Origin of the sequence: Streptomyces sp. NPDC021093 (assembly GCF_044333135.1) — a bacterium.
Taxonomy (GTDB): Bacteria; Actinomycetota; Actinomycetes; order Streptomycetales; family Streptomycetaceae; genus Streptomyces.
On the sequence record NZ_JBIRQJ010000001.1, the window covers coordinates 1,041,387 to 1,058,375 of the forward strand.

The following is a 16,989-nucleotide window of genomic DNA, read 5'->3' on the forward strand; positions in this document are numbered from 1 at the left end:
AAGCGATCAAGGGAAGTTGGCCGGATCTCGCAGGCCGATCTCACGGAGGTTCGCGGAGCAGGCGCCGCGGCAGGCCGGCCAGGGGGCAAACGCCTGGGAGGCAGGCCGCGTGGGGATGGGGCAGGAGGTGCCGGAATGAAAGTCCTCTACTGCCGCATTGCCACCAGCCTGCCCACCGACCCTCTCGGCACAGCGTTTCAGGGGCATCAAACACAACCCATTGCGGGGGAACAGCCCCCAACGCTCAGTCAGTCGTGCTTGGGCCAGGTCGGGCCCTGGTCGGTCCAGACGACGCCCTTGTTGCGGCACAGGCAGAAGGGGTGGCCGATCGGGTCGGTGAAGACCTGCCAGCCGTAGCCGTTGGGGCCGATGAAGTCCTGCCTCAGCGTCGCGCCGAGGTCGAGGACGCGGCGCTGCTCGGGCTCGATCTCGTCCACTTCGAAGTCGAGGTGGAACTGCTTGGGGTGCTCGCCGTCGGGCCACTGCGGAGCGCGGTAGTCGTCCACCCGGATGAATGCCAGCTCGATCTCGCCGAACTGGATGCCGGCCCAGTCCGCGGAGCTGCTGTCCTTGATGGGACGGCCCGTCACCTCGGAGTAGAAAGCAGCCAGCTTCATGGTGTCCGGGCAGTCGATAATGAAATCGGTGAGTCGCAGCATCCCGTGATCTTGCCACAAGCTCACACCCGACTTCGAGAGGTTTCTTCCAGGAGGACTTCGGCGCGCGCTGTCCGGGTGGCGAGGAGCAGCGCCCTCGTCGTCGCAGCCGCCGGACCCGTACGCGGCCAACGGGGCCAACGGGGCCGCGGAGCACGCCGGCGATGTACTGAGGCGGCTGGCGTCTGGCGTCTGGGTTCCGGCCATGGAACCTTTCAGTTCTGGCATCGGGCCCTGGAGCGGCGCTTCTCCTCCTGCGGTCGCATCAGGTCCAGATCCGCACCCCATGCGTCCAGCACCGCGCTGTGCCCGGCCTGCCTGGCCACGGCCTCGACCTGGGCGAAGAGATGGCGCTGTGTGGACACGTGGCCAGTTCCCGAGATGCGTTCCGCGGCGTCGAGCAGCATGCCGGTGTCCCAGCCGGGCAGCGGGAATCGGGCAAGCTCCCATTCCAGGTACTTGTTGTAGGGGCGGGGACGACGGTCGAGAGCGAAGAGCAGTTCCAGCAGGAACCCGATGCTGTCAGCGGCGTCGAGGCGGGCCGCGAGGGCATGTCCGTCGCGGTCGTTCTTGACCGAGCGGTAGTGGGAGTTGGCGTAGGCATCGAGCCAACCGTCTGCCTCGCGGAAGGCTTCATCTGCACCGAGCTGTGCCTTGTCGGCGAGGATCTGGGCGATGCCCCCGTTGAGACGGTCGAGCACGATCCTGGCGCGGGCGAGGGCGTACCGCTCGAAACCGGGCAGGCCGGCGGCGCGGAACTCGTCGAGCGAGAGGACGACGAGGTCGAGTTCCGGGGTGCGGTGTCCCGTGAACCGGGTGAGCGCCGTCGTCGCACCATTGGCGAGGACGACGTACAGATCATGGTCGGAGTGCTCGGTGGTCATGCCCTCGTGAGCCCGGGAACCCTTGAGTACGAGACCGACGACAGCTGAATCAGAGGCGGCGAGCTCGACGAATCCGTCGTAGGCAAGGGGCTGCTGAGCAGTCATGGGGTGATCTCCGGTGTCGTAGCGACGGGAATGCCAGCCGGGCGGCACCGTATTCACAGCCGGGCAGCTGGGGAGCGCGTTTTCCGGGCGGGGTTCAAGCTACGACTGAGGGACCCGCTGGAAGAGCACGAGGAACCTGCCGGGTCCGACGGTGACGGAACGTCTGCTGCCATGCCGGAACCGTGCATGCCTCCGCCGCAGTCAACTGCCCAGGGCCGCCGGGACGTTGGCCGCTGGATCCCGTCCCGGCCTCGGTACCGGCAGCGGCGCATGTCTGCCGATCATGTTGCCGCACCGGGAAACACCAAGTCCCCCCGGACAGAGCCGGGGTCAGCCCCACTGCGACCCCCGCCCCGACCCGTATCACCGTTTATCAACTCTTGATCGTTTATACATCGGCGCCCGCGAAGGTCGAGCCCAGCAAGTAAAGGAACCACGACACCCCCAGAAAGGGCCAGCCATGACGACGAGAGCGAACCACCGGGTCATCGCCCGCGCCACATCCGTCGCAGCCTCCGTATTACTCGCGGCAACAGGGCTGCTGGCCACCAGCGGTACCGCCCACGCCGAGCAGAGCGCCGCCGCCCTCTCCAACGGCGAGTCCCTGTCCCCGGGCGCCCGTCTCGACGGTGGCGACACCCACCTCGTCATGCGCCTTGACGGCGACCTCGCCCTCTACACCACCGGCGCCAACGGGACGGACCCGCAGCTGCGTTGGCACTCCGGCACCACCGGTGAGGGCAACCGAGCCATGATGCGGGCCGATGGGAACCTGGTCGTCGTCGCGCGGGACGGCAACCTCCTGTGGGAGAGCCGCACCAGCAGCAAGGACTGCCCGAACCTCGCGGTCACCAAGCTGGCCGTCCAGTCCGGCGGTGAGATGTCGATCCTGACGATGCCCCACAGCGAGGCGCCGTACATGATCAGGCTCTGGTCGGCGTCGTTCGGCACCCAGTTCCCCTGCGGGTCTGCAACCCGATGAACGCACCCACCCCGGGGCTGAAGTTCGCCCTGCTGGGCCCGGTGCGGGCCTGGTACGACGGCACGCCGGTCGGTCTCGGCCAGTCCAAGCCGCAGGAAGTCCTTGCGATCCTGCTCGCCGCCGGCGGGCGTACGGTGTCGCTGGAACTGCTCGTCGACGGGGTATGGGACGAGGGCGACCGGCCGGCCCGGGCGGAGCACTCGGTCCGTACCCATGTCTGGCGGCTGCGGCGGGCCCTGGCCCGGCACACCACCGAGCCGGTACTCGTCACGGTCGGCGACGGCTACGCGCTGCGGGTGCCGGCCCGGGCCCTGGACACCTGGGCCTTCGAGCACGCACTGGCACGGGCCGAGGAGATCCGGGCCGCGGGCGCTCCCGCGGAGCAGGCCCGCGAAGTCCTGTCCGGTGCCCTGGAGCTGTGGACGGGCCAGCCACTGGCCGGTCTGCCCGGCCCCCACGCCAGAGCGCTGCGCACGAGGTTCGCGCGGGTGCGGCTGTCGCTGCTGGAGGCCCGGCTGAAGCTCGACGCCGAGCTCGGTGACCGGCCCGGGATCGTGGCGGAGGTCAGTGCGCTGGTCGTGGAGCACCCGGCGAGCCAGCGGCTGCGCGCGGTGCAGATGCTGGCGCTGTACCGCGCCGGCCGCCAGGCCGAGGCACTGGGCGTACACGAGGACACCCGGCGGTACTTGAGCACCGAGCTCGGGCATCTGGTACCGGCGCAGCGCGCGCCGTGCGAGGAACTGACCGCGCTGCACCAACGGATCCTGTGCTCGGACCCCTCGCTACGGCTCCCCGAGGCCGAGGTGCTCCCCCCGTCCCCCGTTCCGGGCGGTCGCACGTTCCCCGCCGACATCGGCAGCTTCACCGGGCGCGAGGAACAGGTCCGGGAGCTCACCGGGATGCTCACACAGCCGGACACCGTGGCTGTGGTGGTCTCGGCGATCAACGGCATGGCGGGGGTCGGGAAGACGACACTGGCGGTTCACACCGCCCACGGGCTCGACGACGTCTTCCCGGACGGGCGCCTGTACGTCGACCTTCGCGGCGCCGACAGCGAGCCCCTGCAGCCACATGCCGTACTGGACACATTCCTGCGAGAGCTGGGTACGGCGGAGGAGGACATCCCCCAGGGGGCCGACGAACGCGGGGCGCTCTACCGTTCGCTGCTGGCCGACCGCCGGATTCTCCTGCTGCTGGACAACGCGGCGTCCTGCGAGCAGCTCAAGCCACTGATACCCGGCACCGCCGACTGTGCCGTCCTGGTGACCAGCCGTGCCTGGCTCACCGGGCTGCCGGGGGCACACCATCTACGGCTGGACGTCATGAACCCCGCAGAGGCGCTCGATCTGCTGCGGCAGACCGTCGGCAACCGCAGTACGGACACCGAGCCCGAGGCAGCCGCCGCGCTCGTGGCAGCCTGCGGTTTCCTGCCCCTCGCCGTGCGAATCGTCGCCTCCCGCCTGGCGGCGGAACCCGGCTGGACACTCACGGACATGGTCCGGCGCCTGACGGGCGCACGCGGACGCCTGGACGAACTGCGCTCCGAGGACGCCGCCGTGGAGGCCGCCTTCGCGCTCTCCTACACCACCCTCACCGCCGAGCAGGCGCGCGCGTTCCGTCTGCTGTCCGTCGTGGACGTACCCGACCTCTCCCTGCCGTGCGCGGCCGCGCTCCTGGAACTCGGCACCGACGAGGCCGAAGAACTCCTCGAATCCCTCGTCGAACTCAACCTGCTGGAGTCGCACTCGCTGGGCCGCTACCACTTCCACGACCTGGTGCGGGTCTTCGCACGAGCGAGGAGCGCCCGGGAGGACTCCCCCGGCACGTCGGCCCTGGCTGTCGCCGGCCTCCTGGACTTCTGTCTGGCCACCGCCCGCAACGCCGACGCGGTCGCGCACTCGGCAGAACCCGACGAGCGCACGCTCATCGACGTCACGGTGACCTCGACCGGGCTCATCTTCGACACCGCCCAGGAGGCCACCGACTGGATGCACGGGGAAACCGCCCTGCAGCGGGCACTGGTGGCCCGCGCCTGTGCCGACGACTGTCTGCCGCTGTCCCAGGCCGCCGACCTGATCGACCGGTTGAACACCGTGCTTTCGGGCATCGCCCATCTCACGGCGGTGGCGGAACTGGCTCAGCAGGTTGCCGAGGTCGCCGCGCAGCGCGGCGACCGGCCGTCCGAGGCGCTGGCCCGGTACGTGCGGGGGAACGCCCTGTGGCACATCAACTCCTTCGCCGAGGCCGAGTCCGAGCTCACTCGCAGCCTGGAGCTCTGCGGTGGCGGGGCCGATCTGCGGCTGCGCGCCTCGGCCCACCTGACCCTGTGCGCCAACGCCCGGGTGCACGGCCGCTTCGACGACGCGGTGGCGCACGGGGAGGCGTCGGTGCGGTTCTTCCGTGCTCTGGGAGCCGCGACCGCCGAGGGCACGGCCCTGGGCGAGCTGGCCTTCAACTACGCCCGGCAGGGCCGCCTGTCCGAGGCGCGGGCGGCGGCCGAGCGCGGAGCCCGGCTGGTCAGCGGCCGGGAATCGGTGTCCCATGCCATCGGCCTGTACTACCTGGCCCGGGTCCTGCGGCTGTGCGGCGCCCGGGACAGCGCCCTGCGGAAGGCCCATGACGGCCTGGTGCTCTTCCGCGCCCTGAACGTGTCCTCGTTCGAGGCCGCGTCCGGCAATCTGATCGCCGAACTCCATGCCGAGGACGGACACCACGCGCTCGCGGCGCAGACCGCCGAGACGTTCCTCCCCTTGGCCCGGCGGGTCAGCGCGATGCTGGAGGGCGGCCTGCTCAGGACCCTCGGCCGCAGCCTCCACCACCTGGGGCAGCAGGCTCGCGCCGACGCCTGCCTGCGGGCCGCCCTGGGCCTCTTCGAGCGGCTCCGTGCCCAGCAGGACGTCGAGGAGACCCTTCGTCTGCTGTCCGGTCAACGGACGCCCGCGACGTCGTCCGTCCCTCGGTGAGACGTCGTTTATCCCGCGGTTATCCCTCGGTGAACGGAGGGCGGCAGTCTCTGCGACGTGACCACATCGGTCACCCAACGGAGCTTTCCTCAAGGAGAAACCCCATGAAGTCCGTACGTACCTTCGTCGCCCTCGGCCTCGGTGCCGTGGCCACCGTAGCCGCCGTCTCCACGCCCGCCCTCGCCCAGGAGACCGGGTCCGCCCGGAGCACGGCGAACCAGCACTGTGTGCTCGACACCGACAACGGCGCCAAGTCCTGCTTCTCCACCTACAAGGAGGCCATCACCTTCGGCACCAAGGGCCGCGTCACCGACGCCCCGAACGACACACGGGCAGCAGTGCGCGACCAGAAGCTCCAGGAACGCCTCAGCGGTCCCCGCAACGAGCGCGGCCTCAAGTCGGCCAGAGGCAGCCTGCCCGCGGCGCCCGCCGAGCGAAAGGTCCTCGGGACGCTCTACAGCGACGCCGACTTCGGCGGCGGTACCTTCACCTACACCGGCAGCGTCGGCTGCATTCGCTACCCCGAGTTCGTCTCCATGGGCAGCGGCTGGAACGACGTGGTCAGCTCCGTCGCCGGCGGCCAGTGCAACGTAACCCTCTACCAGCACAGCAACTTCCTCGGCTCCAGCCAGACCTACGGCGGTGGCGCCCCCTACGTCGGCGATGCCATGAACGACCAGGCCAGCTCGGTGAGCTTCGAGCGCTGATCACCGCCCACAGCGACCGGCACGGCAGCGCCCCTCCTGCTGCCGTGCCGGTGCTCCTTAGCTGTGGATCAGTAGCCGTTCACCCGCGGCAGCCGGGATGCGCTGATCAGGCGGGCCCGGCGAAGCGTTCCTTGAGGGCGTTGAGGCCGGTGGTGTAGATGGTGTCGCCGAAGTGTTTCTCGATGTCGGGGACGAGTGCGGGGGCGGCTTCGTAGGTTGCGGTCCAGTGGATCTCGGCGCCCGCGTGGTGCGGGTGCACGGAGAGGGTGGCGACGTAGTCGGAGACGGGGACGGCGGATTCCTGGATGGTGTAGCGGATCGTCCGGCGTGCGTCGTCCTTCTCCAGGAGCCGTTCGCGGATGACCACTTGGCCGTTGACGGAGAACGCCTGCACCGCCCCGGGTGTCTCGGGGTCGGCGCCGTCCTCGATCACTGACGGTGGCAGCAGGGGGTGCCAGTCGGCGAGGCCGCCGAAGGTGCCGATGAGCTGCCAGACGGCATCGGGGTCGGCGGTGACGACGGTGGTGCGGGTGAGTGTGTGCACGGACGGACCTTTGGCGGCTGCGGTCTGCGGTGGCTGCGGGTGGTCCGTGGTCGGCTGTTCTTCTTGTCGGTTCACCAGGTGCCGTCGCCGCGCAGTACGGCGTCGGCGCCGCCGTCGATGAAGACGACCTGGCCGGTGACCAGTTCGTTCTCGGGAGAGGTGAGCCAGGTCAGGAGGGGGGTGATCTGTGCGGGCCGGGCGTGGCCGTGGAGCGGCATGGGGACGGTGGTGTCGACGATTCTGCGCAGGTCGGGGCTGGCCAGCATGGGCTCCGTCATCGGGGTGACGACGGTTCCGGGGGCGATGGCGTTGAGGGGGATGCCGGCGCCGGCCCAGTCGGCGGTCACGGCGGTGCGGCGTGTCCAGCGGGCGAGGGCGGCCTTGGTCGAGCCGTAGATCGCATAGCCCTCTCCCCGGTCGACGGCTGCCCGGGCGGCGGCCAGCGCGGCTTGTTCGTCACCGGCGAGTGCCGCGTCGGCGATGGCCGTGTCGTGGGGGTGGACGGCGGCGACCGAGGCGATGACGACGGCGCGCGGGTCCGTACCGGCGGCCAGCAGGGGGCGCAGCCCTTCCAAGGTGGCGACCGCGCCGAAGTAGTTGACGCTGACGGCGGCCGGTTCGAAGCCGGCGAGGCCTGCGCCCGCGATCACGGCGTCGAGCCGCCCGCCGCTCAGCTCGGTGGCGCGCCGGACCAGATGGGCCCGGCCGTCGGGGGTGGCGAGGTCCGCGACGATGTCGGCGTCCTTGAGGTCGGCGCCGATGACCGTGTGGCCCTGCTCCGTGAGCCGGGTGGCGGTGGCCTTGCCGATGCCGGAGGCGGCTCCGGTGATGAGGTAGGTGCGGGACATGGTCGGCTCCTTCGCTGTCGGTGGTCAACATACATTTTTTGGCGCACTGTGCCAATAAATCTCTGTGAGAATGGAAGTCCACGGCGGAGCGCGGGCAAGGAGCAGACCATGGCGGCAGCGCGGGGCCGTCCGTCCCTGACGGACCAGCGGCGCCTTCAGACGCAGCTGGAGATCGCGGAGGCCGCGGCGGCCCTGTTCGCCGACCGCGGATACGACACGACGACGGTCGAGGACATCGCCTCGGCCGCGGGCATCTCCCCGCGCACCTTCTACCGCTACTGCCCGACGAAGGAGGACGCGCTCACCCCCCTCTTCGCCTCCAGCGTCGGCCACCTCGTGGACGTCCTCGCGGAACATCCGGCCGACGAGCCGCTCAGCGCCGCCATCGAGGCGTCCTTCGGGACGGCGACGGCCGGGCGGCGTCTGGAGGACGCCGACCGGGCCCGCCGCCTGGTCCGGGTGCTGGGGACCGTGCCCGTGCTGAAGATGCGCTGGCTCGCCGCGGGCCGGGAGATGCAGGAACGGCTCGCACCCGCACTGGCAGCCCGGGCAAACGCCCCTGTCGACAGTCTCGAAGTGCGTCTGCTGACCACCGCGGTACTGGATGCGTTCACCGTCACCATGGAGCACTGGGCCTGGCAGAACGAGCCCGGGGAACTCGTCGACCTGATGCGCCGCGCGCTGGCGTTCCTGCGCCTCGACGAACTCCGGGCGACGCCCGCACCACCCGCCGAGAAGTAATCGGCGCGCCCACGAAGGCCTGGCCGACGTTCGTACCACCCGGGCCAAGCAGCTGGCCGTTGTCGCGACGACAGGCGTGGTGACTGCGGGCAGCCCGGAAACCTGAGCGCTTCCGCATCCACACCTTCAGCCTGCTGACACAACGACAGGTTGTGCCCGGTAGGCCGTGAGGTTGTTTGATCGCGCGCTTCTACGGGTGGTGGGATCGCCACATGTCTACTCGCACAGAGCAAGTCCTCTACGTCCAGACACCCGAGTTCGCGCGCCATGCGGAGCGCATCGTGGAAGTGACCGACGCGACGTCTCGGCTGAACGTGCTGCCGTTCAGTGACAGCGAAGGTCGTGCTGAACTGCTTTCCGTTGTGTTCGGTGGCCCGCTCCCGGAGTCGGTGACGATCTACCCGCCGTTCTTCACCGAGTCCGGGCTGAACACGACGTTCGGAGAGAACGTCTTCGTCAACCAGGGATGCACCTTCATGGACAAGGGCGGGATCCGCATCGGCAACGGTGTCATGATCGCCCCGAAAGTAAGCCTCATCACCGGGGGACACCCCCTGCCCCTCGCCGAGCGTCGCGCGTACCTTTCCTTCGCCCCGATCGTCGTCGAGGACGACGTCTGGATCGGGGCGTCCGCCGTGATCCTGCAGGGAGTGACCATCGGTGCCGGTGCCGTGGTCGCTGCCGGCGCGGTGGTGACTCGCGATGTTCCTGCCCGCACCCTGGTCGCGGGAGTCCCCGCCCGGGTGATCAAGGCCATCGACTGAACCCGCCTCCCGGTAGTCGTCCACGAACTCCTGCAGCTGGTCCGGTACGCGCGCGCCCTGTGCCACCGGTGCGAATCGGCGCCTCCGGGCAGCTCCCTGGGGTCTCGCAGCGGCCCGCAGGGGATGGGCACACGGCTCAGGCGCTCGGCACCGCCGCCGTCGCCGCCCTCGCCGTGACCGCATCCGCAGGATCCCAGCCCACCCGTGGCACCGAGGCAAGCAACAGCCGGGTGTACGGGTGCTGTGGGGCGGCCAGCACTTCTGTGGTGGCCCCCTGCTCCACCACGGTGCCGCGGCGCATCACCAGCACCTCGTCCGTGAGGTGCTGGACGACCGCCAGATCGTGGCTGACGAAGACCAGGGCGACCCCGGTGTCCCGGCGGATCTCGCCGAGCAGGGCGAGGATCTGCGCCTGGATCGAGACGTCCAGCGCGGCCACGGCCTCGTCGAGGACCAGCACCCTGGGGTCCACGGCCAGCGCCCGCGCGATGGCGAGGCGCTGGCGTTGTCCGCCGGAGAGGCCGTGCGGCAGGGCCTGCGCCTCGCGGGCGCCGAGCCCCACCCGGTCGAGCAGCCCGTCGGCCAGGCTCTCCGGCCGGCCGTGCAGCCGCAGGGCCGTCGTCAGGCAGCGGCGGGCGGTGAGGCGCGGGTCCAGTGAGACGTACGGGTCCTGGAAGACCATCTGGATCTCCCGGGCCCTGGCGAGCCGGGCGGCCCTGCCGCGCGGGGTGCGCGGGGTGCGGGCGCGCCCCGCGACGGAGACCGTGCCCGCGTCGGGGCGTACGAGACCCATGAGCATCCGGGCCACCGTCGTCTTGCCGGAGCCCGACTCGCCGACGATTCCCAGCGAACCGCCGGCCGGCACGGCGAAGGAGACGGCGTCGGCGGCGGTGAGAGCACCCCCGCCGGGTAGCCGGTACGTCTTTCGCAGCCCCTCTACGGTCAACAGCGGTGCGGACCGGGGTGTCGTCGTGGTCATCAGGGGTTCCCCTTCTCGGTGTTGCCCGTGCCCGCGTCCGTACCTGTACCCGCGTCCGCGCCCGTACCCGCGCTTGTGAGGACGGGCAGGCGTCGGCAGGTCGCGGTGCCGCCGCCGCGCAGCGCGACCGGCTCCGGCCGCCAGGTGGCGCACTCCGGTTCGGCGTCCGGGCAGCGGTCGGCGAACTCGCAGCCGCCGAAGGCCTCCGCCAGCGACGGCGGGCGCCCCGGGATCGGACGGATCTCCCGGCCGCTCTCGCCGAGCGTCGGCGAGCAGGCGAGCAGGCCTCGCGTGTACGGGTGCCTGGGCCGTTCGAAGAGGGTCGCGGCGGTCTGCTCCTCGACGACGCGCCCCGCGTACATGACGTACACGCGGTCGCAGTAGGCGGCGGCCAGATGCAGGTCGTGCGTGATGAACAGCAGTCCGAGGTTCCGCTCGGCCCGCAGGGTGCGGAGCAGGGCGAGGATCTCGGCCTGCGTGGTGACGTCCAGGGCGCTGGTCGCCTCGTCGGCGAGCAGCAGCCCCGGTTCGGCGGCCAGCGCGCCCGCGATGACGACGCGCTGGAGCATGCCGCCGGACAGTTCGTGCGGGCGCTGGCGGACGCGGCGCTCGGGATCGGGCAGGCCGACCGTGGCGAGGAGTTCGACGGTCCGGGTGCGGGCGGCCTTCTTGTCGAGGCCCGTGCCCGCGAGCCGTTCCAGCAGGAAGTCGCCGATGCGGCGGACCGGGTTGAGGGCGGCGCGCGGGTCCTGGTGGACCATCGCGACCTTACGGGCCCGGTGGACGCGCAGCGCTTCGCCGCCCAGGGCGAGGACGTCGGTGCCGTCGACGCGCACCGATCCGGAGACGGCGGTGCCCGGGGGCAGCGTACGGAGCGCCGCCCTGGCCGTCGTCGACTTGCCGGAACCGGATTCGCCGACCAGGCCGACCACCTCGCCGGCCGCCACCTTGAGGGAGACGTCGGTGAGTACGGGGCGGGCGGTGCCGGGCAGTTCAAGGGTGAGGTTCTCGATGTCGAGGAGCATGGGGTTACCTCCTGCTGCCGAGTCGGTCGGCGGCCCGGACCCCGACGACGTTGAAGGACACCACGACGAGGGCGATGGCGACACCGGGCACCAGGGCGGGCAGCAGCGCGCCCTGCACGACGGCCGCCTGGCCCTCCTGGACCATCAGTCCCCAGTCCGAGCTGGGCGGTTGGGTGCCGAAACCCAGGTAGGAGAGCGTGGCCAGCGACATCAGGGCCTCGCCGAACAGCACGACCAGGTAACCGAGGACCGAGCGGCCCAGGTTGGGCACGAGGTGGCGGGCGCAGATCCGGATGCCGCCCATGCCCTGGACGCGGTAGGCGTCGATGTAGGGCTTGCGGCGTTCGGCGAGCGCCACGGAGCGGGTGTACTTGGCGACCGTCGGCGTGTACGCGAGACCGAGCGCGAGCACCGACGTGGTGATCCCGGCGCCGAAGACGGCGATGATCAGGACAGTGAACAGCAGCCCGGGGAAGGCGTACATGACGTCGGTGAGCCGGGAGACGAGGGTGTCGGTCCAGCCGCCCCGCCAGGCGGCGAGCGTGCCGAGCGTGACGCCGAGGAGCGCGGCGATGGCGAGCAGCAGGATCGGCGCGATCAGGCTGGTGCGCGCGCCGTGCAGCACTCGGGAGAGCAGGTCCTGCCCCGAGGAGTCGGTGCCCAGGAGGTGCTCGGCGCCGGTGCCGACGAGGGAAGCCGAGAGGTCGATGGCGTCGGGTGCGTACGGGGCGACGAACGGTGCGAAGACGGCGGCGAGGACCACGAGGGCGAGGACGGCCCCGGCGATCATGACGCTCGGGGACCTGCGCGAGGCGGAATCGATACCGGTCGGGGCGAGGGTCGACGCGTTCATCCGGCAACCTCCTTCACACGCGGGTCGAGCAGGGGATGGACCAGGTCGACGAGCGTCGTGACGACGATGTAGCCGGTGACCATCAGCAGGAGTACGGCCTGCGCGACGGGGAAGTCGTGCGTGTTGATCGCGCCGACGAGCAGCGAGCCGATGCCGCTGATCCCGAAGGCCGTCTCCACGACGACGGTGCCGGCGAGCATGCCCGCCATGACCAGGCCGCACATCGTGATGATCGGCCCCAGCGCGTTGCGCAGGACGTGGCGGCGGACGATGTCGCGTTCGGGGATGCCGGAGGCGCGGGCGGCCTCCACGTGGTCGGCGGCGCCCGCGTCGGCCATGGACTGCCGGGTCACCCGGCTGATCAGTGCGAGCGCGCCGAGTGCCAGGGAAACGGCGGGCAGCGTCAGATGGTGCAGGGTGCCCGCGAACCCCTCGCCGCTGCCGGTCACCGGGAACCAGCCGAGCTGGACGCCGAACACCGCGACCAGCGCGATGGCGGAGACGAACGACGGCACGGACGCCGCCAGGGTGGTGGAGCCGACGACGGCCGAGTCGACCCAGGTGCCCCGGCGGACCGCGGCGAGGATCCCGGCGCCGACGCCCAGGACGACGAAGAGCACCGTCGCGTACGCCACGAGGGCGAACGTCGTCGGGAAGCGCGCGAGCAGCAGCTCGGCGACCTCGTCGCTGTACTTGAAGGACCGGCCGAGGTCGAAGTGGAGACAGTCGCCGAGCCAGCGGCCGTACTGCACGACCAGGGGTTCGTCGAGGTGGTACTGGGCCCTGACCAGTTCCAGCTTCTCGGGGGTGAGTTTGTCGCGGCCCCCGGCCAGGAAGACGGCCGGGTCGCCGGGTGCCGCGTACACGGCGGCGAAGATGACGAAGGAGGCGGCGAGGAGCGTGGCCAGCAGGCCGGCCAGCCGCCGGGAGATCCGGGCGAGCATCGGTGGTCAGCCCTTCTTCGCGCCGAGCAGGGCGGCCCACGGGTAGTAGAGGTACGCCATGGAGGCGGGCGGTCCGGTCAGCTTCTCGTTGAGGACCAGGACGGACGGCACCTGGGCGACGGAGATCCACACGGCCGCGTCGGTGAACGTCTTCTGGACGTCGACGGCGAGCTTCGCGCGCTTCGCGTCGTCGAGGGTGCCGAGCGCCTGCTCGACCTTGGCGTCGTACGCCGGGTCCTTGAAGCCGACCCAGTTGTTGGAGGAGCCGGAGAGCGCGTTGTCGTAGAAGCCCATCGGGTCGGCCTTGGAGATGTACCAGTCGGCGACGAGCACGTCGATCTCGCCGCGGACGTCCGGGTCGCTGTAGTACTGCTCGAACTGCGAGGTCGGCACCGTCTTGATCCGACCCTGGAGGCCGATGCGCTGGAGCGCGGCGCGGACCGCGTTGGCGACGACGCTGCGGCCCTGGCTGGCGTCCGTGCCGATCACGATCGCCTCGGTGGGAGCCGTGCCCGCCTCCTTGACCAGCTTCTTCGCCGCGGCGATGTCGTCCGCCGTGGGGCTCGCGGGGGCGTGGGCGATGTCCTTCTGGGCCGCCGCGAAGACGTTCTTCTCGTAACCCCAGGCGCCGGAGCCGACCGGTGTGCTCCAGGGCTGCACCATGGAGCCGTAACCGGAGGCGGCGATGCCCTTGCGGTCGAGGGCCAGCGAGAGGGCCCGGCGGATCTTCGGGTCCTTCAGGCCGCCGCGCTCGGTCGGTATGAGGACGAGCGAGGCCGTGGACGGGCCGTAGTGCTGCTCGATGCCCTTCTTGCCGTTGAGCGCGGAAGCCGTGTTGGGGGACTCGGCGTAGGCGCCGTCGGCGGCCCCGGTCATCAGGGCGTTGACGAGCGCGCTGTCGCCCGCCCAGCGGAAGGTGACCTGCTTCGTCAGCGGCTTCGTACCCCAGTAGCCCTCGTGGCGGCGCAGGGTGATCGAGTCGCCGGACTTCCATGCGCCCAGCGTGTACGGGCCGGTGCAGGCGTCCGGCTGTCCCGGTGTGCCGAAGTCCTTGCCCGCCTTCTCGACCTGCTCCTTGTTCCAGACGATGCCCGCGTCACCGGCGAGCGCCTTGGAGAACATGGCGTCGGGCGCCTTGAAGGTGATCGTGATCTGCCGGTCGCCGGTCTTCTTCATCGCGGCGACGTTGCCGAACTCGTCGCCCTGCTCCATGTCAGGGTCGGCGTGCCGCTTCAGGCTCCACAGCACGTCGTCGGCGGTCATCGGGGTGCCGTCGTGGAAGGTGACGCCGGAGCGCAGGGTCAGGACGAGGGTGGTGTCGTCCGGCGTCTCGGCCTTCTCGGCGAGGAAGGGTTTCGTCGACATGTCCGGCTGGAGCTGGTAGAGCCGCTCGCAGATGTTGGTGAGGACGACGCGGCCCGCGCTGGAGCCCTGGGTGTCCAGGTCGAGGGAGTCCGGCTCGTCCTCCAGGAGCCAGTTCGCGTGCGCGAGTTCGCCCTTGGCGGCGGGAGTCGTGGGGGTGAGGGTGAGGGCGGCGGCGTTGCCCGCGGTGCCTGCGGCGTTCTGGGTCGCTCCGCTGCAACCGGCGGCCAGCGCGACCGACGTCACGACGAGGCCCGCGGTCAGAGCCGTCCTTCTTGGGGCGATGCGGTTCATCACTGAGTTCCCGTCAGTTCTGGCCGTACGGGCCGTCGTAGAGGTTCCAGGGGAGGTGCTGGTACTCGCGGTCGCAGGGGGTGCCCGCGGTCACGTGGTAGTCACCGGTGGTCAGGTCGGCCAGGGAGGAGACGAGCGTGGTCCAGTGCTCGACGAGGGGCCGCCGCGGATCGGGGTGGGTGCACAGGGATTCCGGGTGGCCGAGGTGGTCCGACATCGCGCGGCGGACGATCGCGCGCGACTCGTCGGGCCCTGTGGAGTCGCGCAGCGCCCGGAGCCCCTGCTCGGCGCGGGGCACGCGCACGAGCGAGTCGGAGGACATCGGGCGGTACCCGGCAGCGGCCAGCGGGCCGGGGATGCCCGCCTGGTAGTGGTTGCCGTGCACCAGCAGGCCGTCGGTCGGGTACATCCAGCCGTGCCCGGCCGGGGTGGTCTCCAGGTCGATGGCGAAGCCCTCGCGGCAGGTCAGCAGGGCGTTGCTGGCGATGTGCGCCCGGGTGCGGCACAGGACGTCGAGGGCGTCGGTGATGGTGGACCGGTCCAGGACGCTGCGGCGCACGACGGTCTGGGGCAGGCCGATGGTGTCGTCGAAGCGTCCGCCGAGGCCGTTGGCGTTGAGGGCGATCCCGGCCGAGTTGGCGCCCTGGCGGCCGACCTGTCCGGCCTCGACCTGCATGATCAGGGTGGGCTTGGGGGGCTGGACGATCCGGATCATGACGACGGTGTCGGCGACGCCCGCGCGCCAGTCCCAGTTCTGTCCGGCGTAGACGTGCCCGTCGCCGCTGGCCTCGCCGTGGGCGGCGAAGGAGGTGCAGCCCTCGGCGGGCTCCTCGTCGGGTTCTCCGGCAGGTCCTCCCGCGGTGGGGCCTTCCGCGGGGCCGCTGTCCGAGGGGCTGCCGTCCGCGTCCATCCGCGCGAAGGACTTGTCGTAGATGACCTCGCCGCGGGCGTTCAGGGCGAGGACGTCGAGCAGGCGCACCCCGGCGCCGTCCGCGATGCCCTGCATCTCCTCGACGAGGTGGGGTGCGTAGGCGCGTACGGGTTCCAGCCAGCGGGCGGCGCGGGCGGTCACCCGCTCCCAGGTCAGACCTGCGGAGCGGCCGAAGGCCTCCTCGTAGTAGCCGAGGGCGGCGTGCAGCTGGGGGCGCACGGCTTCGCCGTACTGGCGGCCGCGGGCGAGCGGGCTGCCGGAGATCTCGATGACCGGGAGGACCCGGGCGGGGGCGGGTGCCGTGGGACGGGGTGCCATTCTTCTCCTCGCGACGGAACGATCCCGCGAGCGGCGGTAACAGGATCACCATGATCATGTAACGTCGATTTCAGGATCTGTTCCTCTTGGAACGTTCTGCCCAGGACAGTAATGCTCGTCACACGGAAGTCAATGGTTGTAATGGAGATTCCAGAGAGCGAGACCGGAGTGACGCGGTTGCGCGCCACGATTCGAGATCAATGGGAGGACCTGTCCGTTTCGGAGCGGGCCGTGGCGCAGTACCTGGCCAGCGCCCCCGTCGAGCAGTTGCTCTTCGCCAGCGCACAGGAGCTGGGTGCCGCGAGCTCCACCAGCAACGCCACCGTCGTACGCGCGCTCCAGCGCCTCGGATACGCAGGCCTGCCCGCCCTCAAGCGCGAACTGGCCAACGACTTCACCTCGGCCGTCGCCCCCGAGGTACGCCTCAAGCAGCGCATTGCGCACGTGGGCCAGGACCTCGACGCCATCTGGGGCGACGTCTTCGACGAGGCGCGGGAGCGCATCGACCACTGCCGCAGGCTCACCGAGCCGGAGGCACTGAGGCGTTCGGTGACGGTGCTCGCCGAGGCGCGCGAGGTGTTCTGCTACGCGATCGCCGCATCGGAACCTGGGGCCCGCCACCTCGCGCTGGCCCTCGGCCGGATCGGCCGGCGCGCCCGCTTCGTCTCCGAGACGGGCTTCGCCCTCGCGGACCAGCTGCTCGCCCTCGGCCGGGGCGACGCCGTGGTGATCTTCCAGCCCGGCCGCCGGCTGGTCGAGCTGACGGTGATGATGGAACGGGCCCGCGCCGTCGGCGCCAAGGTGATCCTCGTGACGGACGAACTGGGCGAGGCGTACGCCGACCGCGTCGAGGCCGTCCTGACCGCGCCGCACACCCCGACCGGGATCACCGCCGAGTCACTGACCGGGCTGCTGGTCGCGGACGCGCTGATCCTGGCGCTGGCCACGCTGGACGAGACCCGGGCAGTGGAGTCCTCGCACCAGCTGACGGCGCTGCGGGAGCAGCTGCTCGACCCCAGGCGGCGCGGCTGAACCGGTCCTCGCCCCGGGACGAACCGAGGGAGCGAGGGGCGGCGATGCCCGAGGAGC

Annotated in this window: 16 protein-coding genes; 6 read left to right on the top strand and 10 right to left on the bottom strand. The window is 70.9% G+C overall.

The genetic code is table 11. The features are described 5' to 3' along the window. Positions 1–248: 248 nt before the first annotated feature. Together ACH4SP_RS04630 and ACH4SP_RS04635 are read right to left on the bottom strand one after the other, a co-directional pair. Positions 249–659 carry a VOC family protein gene (locus ACH4SP_RS04630; RefSeq protein ID WP_398409162.1) on the bottom strand — a complete coding sequence of 137 codons (411 nt, stop codon included), beginning with the start codon at positions 657–659 and terminating at the stop codon, positions 249–251. Between the two features lie 212 nt (positions 660–871). Further along, positions 872–1,645 (bottom strand): hypothetical protein, encoded by a 774-nt coding sequence (locus ACH4SP_RS04635; protein ID WP_398409164.1) that lies wholly within the window; start codon positions 1,643–1,645, stop codon positions 872–874. A gap of 460 nt (positions 1,646–2,105) precedes the next feature. Here ACH4SP_RS04635 and ACH4SP_RS04640 point away from each other — a divergent pair, with 460 nt between their 5' ends. From ACH4SP_RS04640 to ACH4SP_RS04650, 3 genes are all read left to right on the top strand, one after another. Further along, on the top strand, positions 2,106–2,627 hold the full coding sequence (locus ACH4SP_RS04640) for a hypothetical protein (protein ID WP_398409166.1): 522 nt from the start codon (positions 2,106–2,108) through the stop codon (positions 2,625–2,627). Next, positions 2,624–5,590, top strand: a complete 2,967-nt coding sequence (locus ACH4SP_RS04645) for a BTAD domain-containing putative transcriptional regulator (protein WP_398409168.1) — start codon at positions 2,624–2,626, stop codon at positions 5,588–5,590. Before ACH4SP_RS04640 ends, ACH4SP_RS04645 begins: the two co-directional genes overlap by 4 nt. Before the next feature lie 104 nt (positions 5,591–5,694). Continuing rightward, a complete protein-coding gene (locus ACH4SP_RS04650) occupies positions 5,695–6,297 on the top strand; it encodes a peptidase inhibitor family I36 protein (RefSeq protein WP_398409170.1) in 603 nt (200 codons plus the stop codon). 106 nt (positions 6,298–6,403) lie between these two features. Here the strand turns inward: ACH4SP_RS04650 and ACH4SP_RS04655 are convergent, their stop codons facing one another. Together ACH4SP_RS04655 and ACH4SP_RS04660 are read right to left on the bottom strand one after the other, a co-directional pair. Then, positions 6,404–6,841, bottom strand: coding sequence for an SRPBCC family protein (locus ACH4SP_RS04655; protein ID WP_398409172.1), 438 nt, complete (start codon positions 6,839–6,841; stop codon positions 6,404–6,406). Positions 6,842–6,912: 71 nt separating this feature from the next. Beyond that, positions 6,913–7,689, bottom strand: a complete 777-nt coding sequence (locus ACH4SP_RS04660; protein WP_398409174.1) for an SDR family oxidoreductase — start codon at positions 7,687–7,689, stop codon at positions 6,913–6,915. A gap of 108 nt (positions 7,690–7,797) precedes the next feature. Here ACH4SP_RS04660 and ACH4SP_RS04665 point away from each other — a divergent pair, with 108 nt between their 5' ends. Beyond that, the gene (locus ACH4SP_RS04665; protein WP_398409175.1) at positions 7,798–8,430 is read left to right on the top strand and encodes a TetR family transcriptional regulator; all 633 of its coding nucleotides are present in this window, start codon (positions 7,798–7,800) and stop codon (positions 8,428–8,430) included. 212 nt (positions 8,431–8,642) lie between these two features. Continuing rightward, positions 8,643–9,194 (top strand): sugar O-acetyltransferase, encoded by a 552-nt coding sequence (locus tag ACH4SP_RS04670; RefSeq protein ID WP_398409540.1) that lies wholly within the window; start codon positions 8,643–8,645, stop codon positions 9,192–9,194. A gap of 136 nt (positions 9,195–9,330) precedes the next feature. Here the strand turns inward: ACH4SP_RS04670 and ACH4SP_RS04675 are convergent, their stop codons facing one another. Genes ACH4SP_RS04675 through ACH4SP_RS04700 form a run of 6 tightly spaced genes read right to left on the bottom strand, consistent with a single transcriptional unit; the run spans position 9,331 to position 15,900 of the window. Next, positions 9,331–10,173 (bottom strand): ABC transporter ATP-binding protein, encoded by an 843-nt coding sequence (locus ACH4SP_RS04675; protein ID WP_398409177.1) that lies wholly within the window; start codon positions 10,171–10,173, stop codon positions 9,331–9,333. Then, complete coding sequence (locus ACH4SP_RS04680) at positions 10,173–11,198, bottom strand: ABC transporter ATP-binding protein (RefSeq protein WP_398409178.1); 1,026 nt, start codon at positions 11,196–11,198, stop codon at positions 10,173–10,175. Before ACH4SP_RS04680 ends, ACH4SP_RS04675 begins: the two co-directional genes overlap by 1 nt. 4 nt (positions 11,199–11,202) lie before the next feature. Further along, positions 11,203–12,051 (bottom strand): ABC transporter permease, encoded by an 849-nt coding sequence (locus ACH4SP_RS04685; protein ID WP_398409180.1) that lies wholly within the window; start codon positions 12,049–12,051, stop codon positions 11,203–11,205. Beyond that, the gene (locus ACH4SP_RS04690; protein ID WP_398409181.1) at positions 12,048–12,995 is read right to left on the bottom strand and encodes an ABC transporter permease; all 948 of its coding nucleotides are present in this window, start codon (positions 12,993–12,995) and stop codon (positions 12,048–12,050) included. Before ACH4SP_RS04690 ends, ACH4SP_RS04685 begins: the two co-directional genes overlap by 4 nt. Before the next feature lie 6 nt (positions 12,996–13,001). Beyond that, a complete protein-coding gene (locus ACH4SP_RS04695; protein ID WP_398409183.1) occupies positions 13,002–14,651 on the bottom strand; it encodes an ABC transporter substrate-binding protein in 1,650 nt (549 codons plus the stop codon). Positions 14,652–14,664: 13 nt separating this feature from the next. Further along, positions 14,665–15,900 carry a C45 family autoproteolytic acyltransferase/hydolase gene (locus tag ACH4SP_RS04700; protein ID WP_398409185.1) on the bottom strand — a complete coding sequence of 412 codons (1,236 nt, stop codon included), beginning with the start codon at positions 15,898–15,900 and terminating at the stop codon, positions 14,665–14,667. Between the two features lie 141 nt (positions 15,901–16,041). Here ACH4SP_RS04700 and ACH4SP_RS04705 point away from each other — a divergent pair, with 141 nt between their 5' ends. After that, complete coding sequence (locus tag ACH4SP_RS04705; RefSeq protein ID WP_398409188.1) at positions 16,042–16,932, top strand: MurR/RpiR family transcriptional regulator; 891 nt, start codon at positions 16,042–16,044, stop codon at positions 16,930–16,932. Positions 16,933–16,989: the final 57 nt, after the last annotated feature.

What these genes read in the sequence shown, in the direction of transcription:
- ACH4SP_RS04630 (WP_398409162.1), bottom strand. Translation starts at nt 659, where the DNA reads ATGCTGCGACTCACCGATTTCATTATCGACTGCCCGGACACCATGAAG.
- ACH4SP_RS04635 (WP_398409164.1), bottom strand. Translation starts at nt 1,645, where the DNA reads ATGACTGCTCAGCAGCCCCTTGCCTACGACGGATTCGTCGAGCTCGCC.
- ACH4SP_RS04640 (WP_398409166.1), top strand. Translation starts at nt 2,106, where the DNA reads ATGACGACGAGAGCGAACCACCGGGTCATCGCCCGCGCCACATCCGTC.
- ACH4SP_RS04645 (WP_398409168.1), top strand. Translation starts at nt 2,624, where the DNA reads ATGAACGCACCCACCCCGGGGCTGAAGTTCGCCCTGCTGGGCCCGGTG.
- ACH4SP_RS04650 (WP_398409170.1), top strand. Translation starts at nt 5,695, where the DNA reads ATGAAGTCCGTACGTACCTTCGTCGCCCTCGGCCTCGGTGCCGTGGCC.
- ACH4SP_RS04660 (WP_398409174.1), bottom strand. Translation starts at nt 7,689, where the DNA reads ATGTCCCGCACCTACCTCATCACCGGAGCCGCCTCCGGCATCGGCAAG.
- ACH4SP_RS04665 (WP_398409175.1), top strand. Translation starts at nt 7,798, where the DNA reads ATGGCGGCAGCGCGGGGCCGTCCGTCCCTGACGGACCAGCGGCGCCTT.
- ACH4SP_RS04670 (WP_398409540.1), top strand. Translation starts at nt 8,643, where the DNA reads ATGTCTACTCGCACAGAGCAAGTCCTCTACGTCCAGACACCCGAGTTC.
- ACH4SP_RS04675 (WP_398409177.1), bottom strand. Translation starts at nt 10,173, where the DNA reads ATGACCACGACGACACCCCGGTCCGCACCGCTGTTGACCGTAGAGGGG.
- ACH4SP_RS04680 (WP_398409178.1), bottom strand. Translation starts at nt 11,198, where the DNA reads ATGCTCCTCGACATCGAGAACCTCACCCTTGAACTGCCCGGCACCGCC.
- ACH4SP_RS04685 (WP_398409180.1), bottom strand. Translation starts at nt 12,051, where the DNA reads ATGAACGCGTCGACCCTCGCCCCGACCGGTATCGATTCCGCCTCGCGC.
- ACH4SP_RS04690 (WP_398409181.1), bottom strand. Translation starts at nt 12,995, where the DNA reads ATGCTCGCCCGGATCTCCCGGCGGCTGGCCGGCCTGCTGGCCACGCTC.
- ACH4SP_RS04695 (WP_398409183.1), bottom strand. Translation starts at nt 14,651, where the DNA reads ATGAACCGCATCGCCCCAAGAAGGACGGCTCTGACCGCGGGCCTCGTC.
- ACH4SP_RS04700 (WP_398409185.1), bottom strand. Translation starts at nt 15,900, where the DNA reads ATGGCACCCCGTCCCACGGCACCCGCCCCCGCCCGGGTCCTCCCGGTC.
- ACH4SP_RS04705 (WP_398409188.1), top strand. Translation starts at nt 16,042, where the DNA reads ATGGAGATTCCAGAGAGCGAGACCGGAGTGACGCGGTTGCGCGCCACG.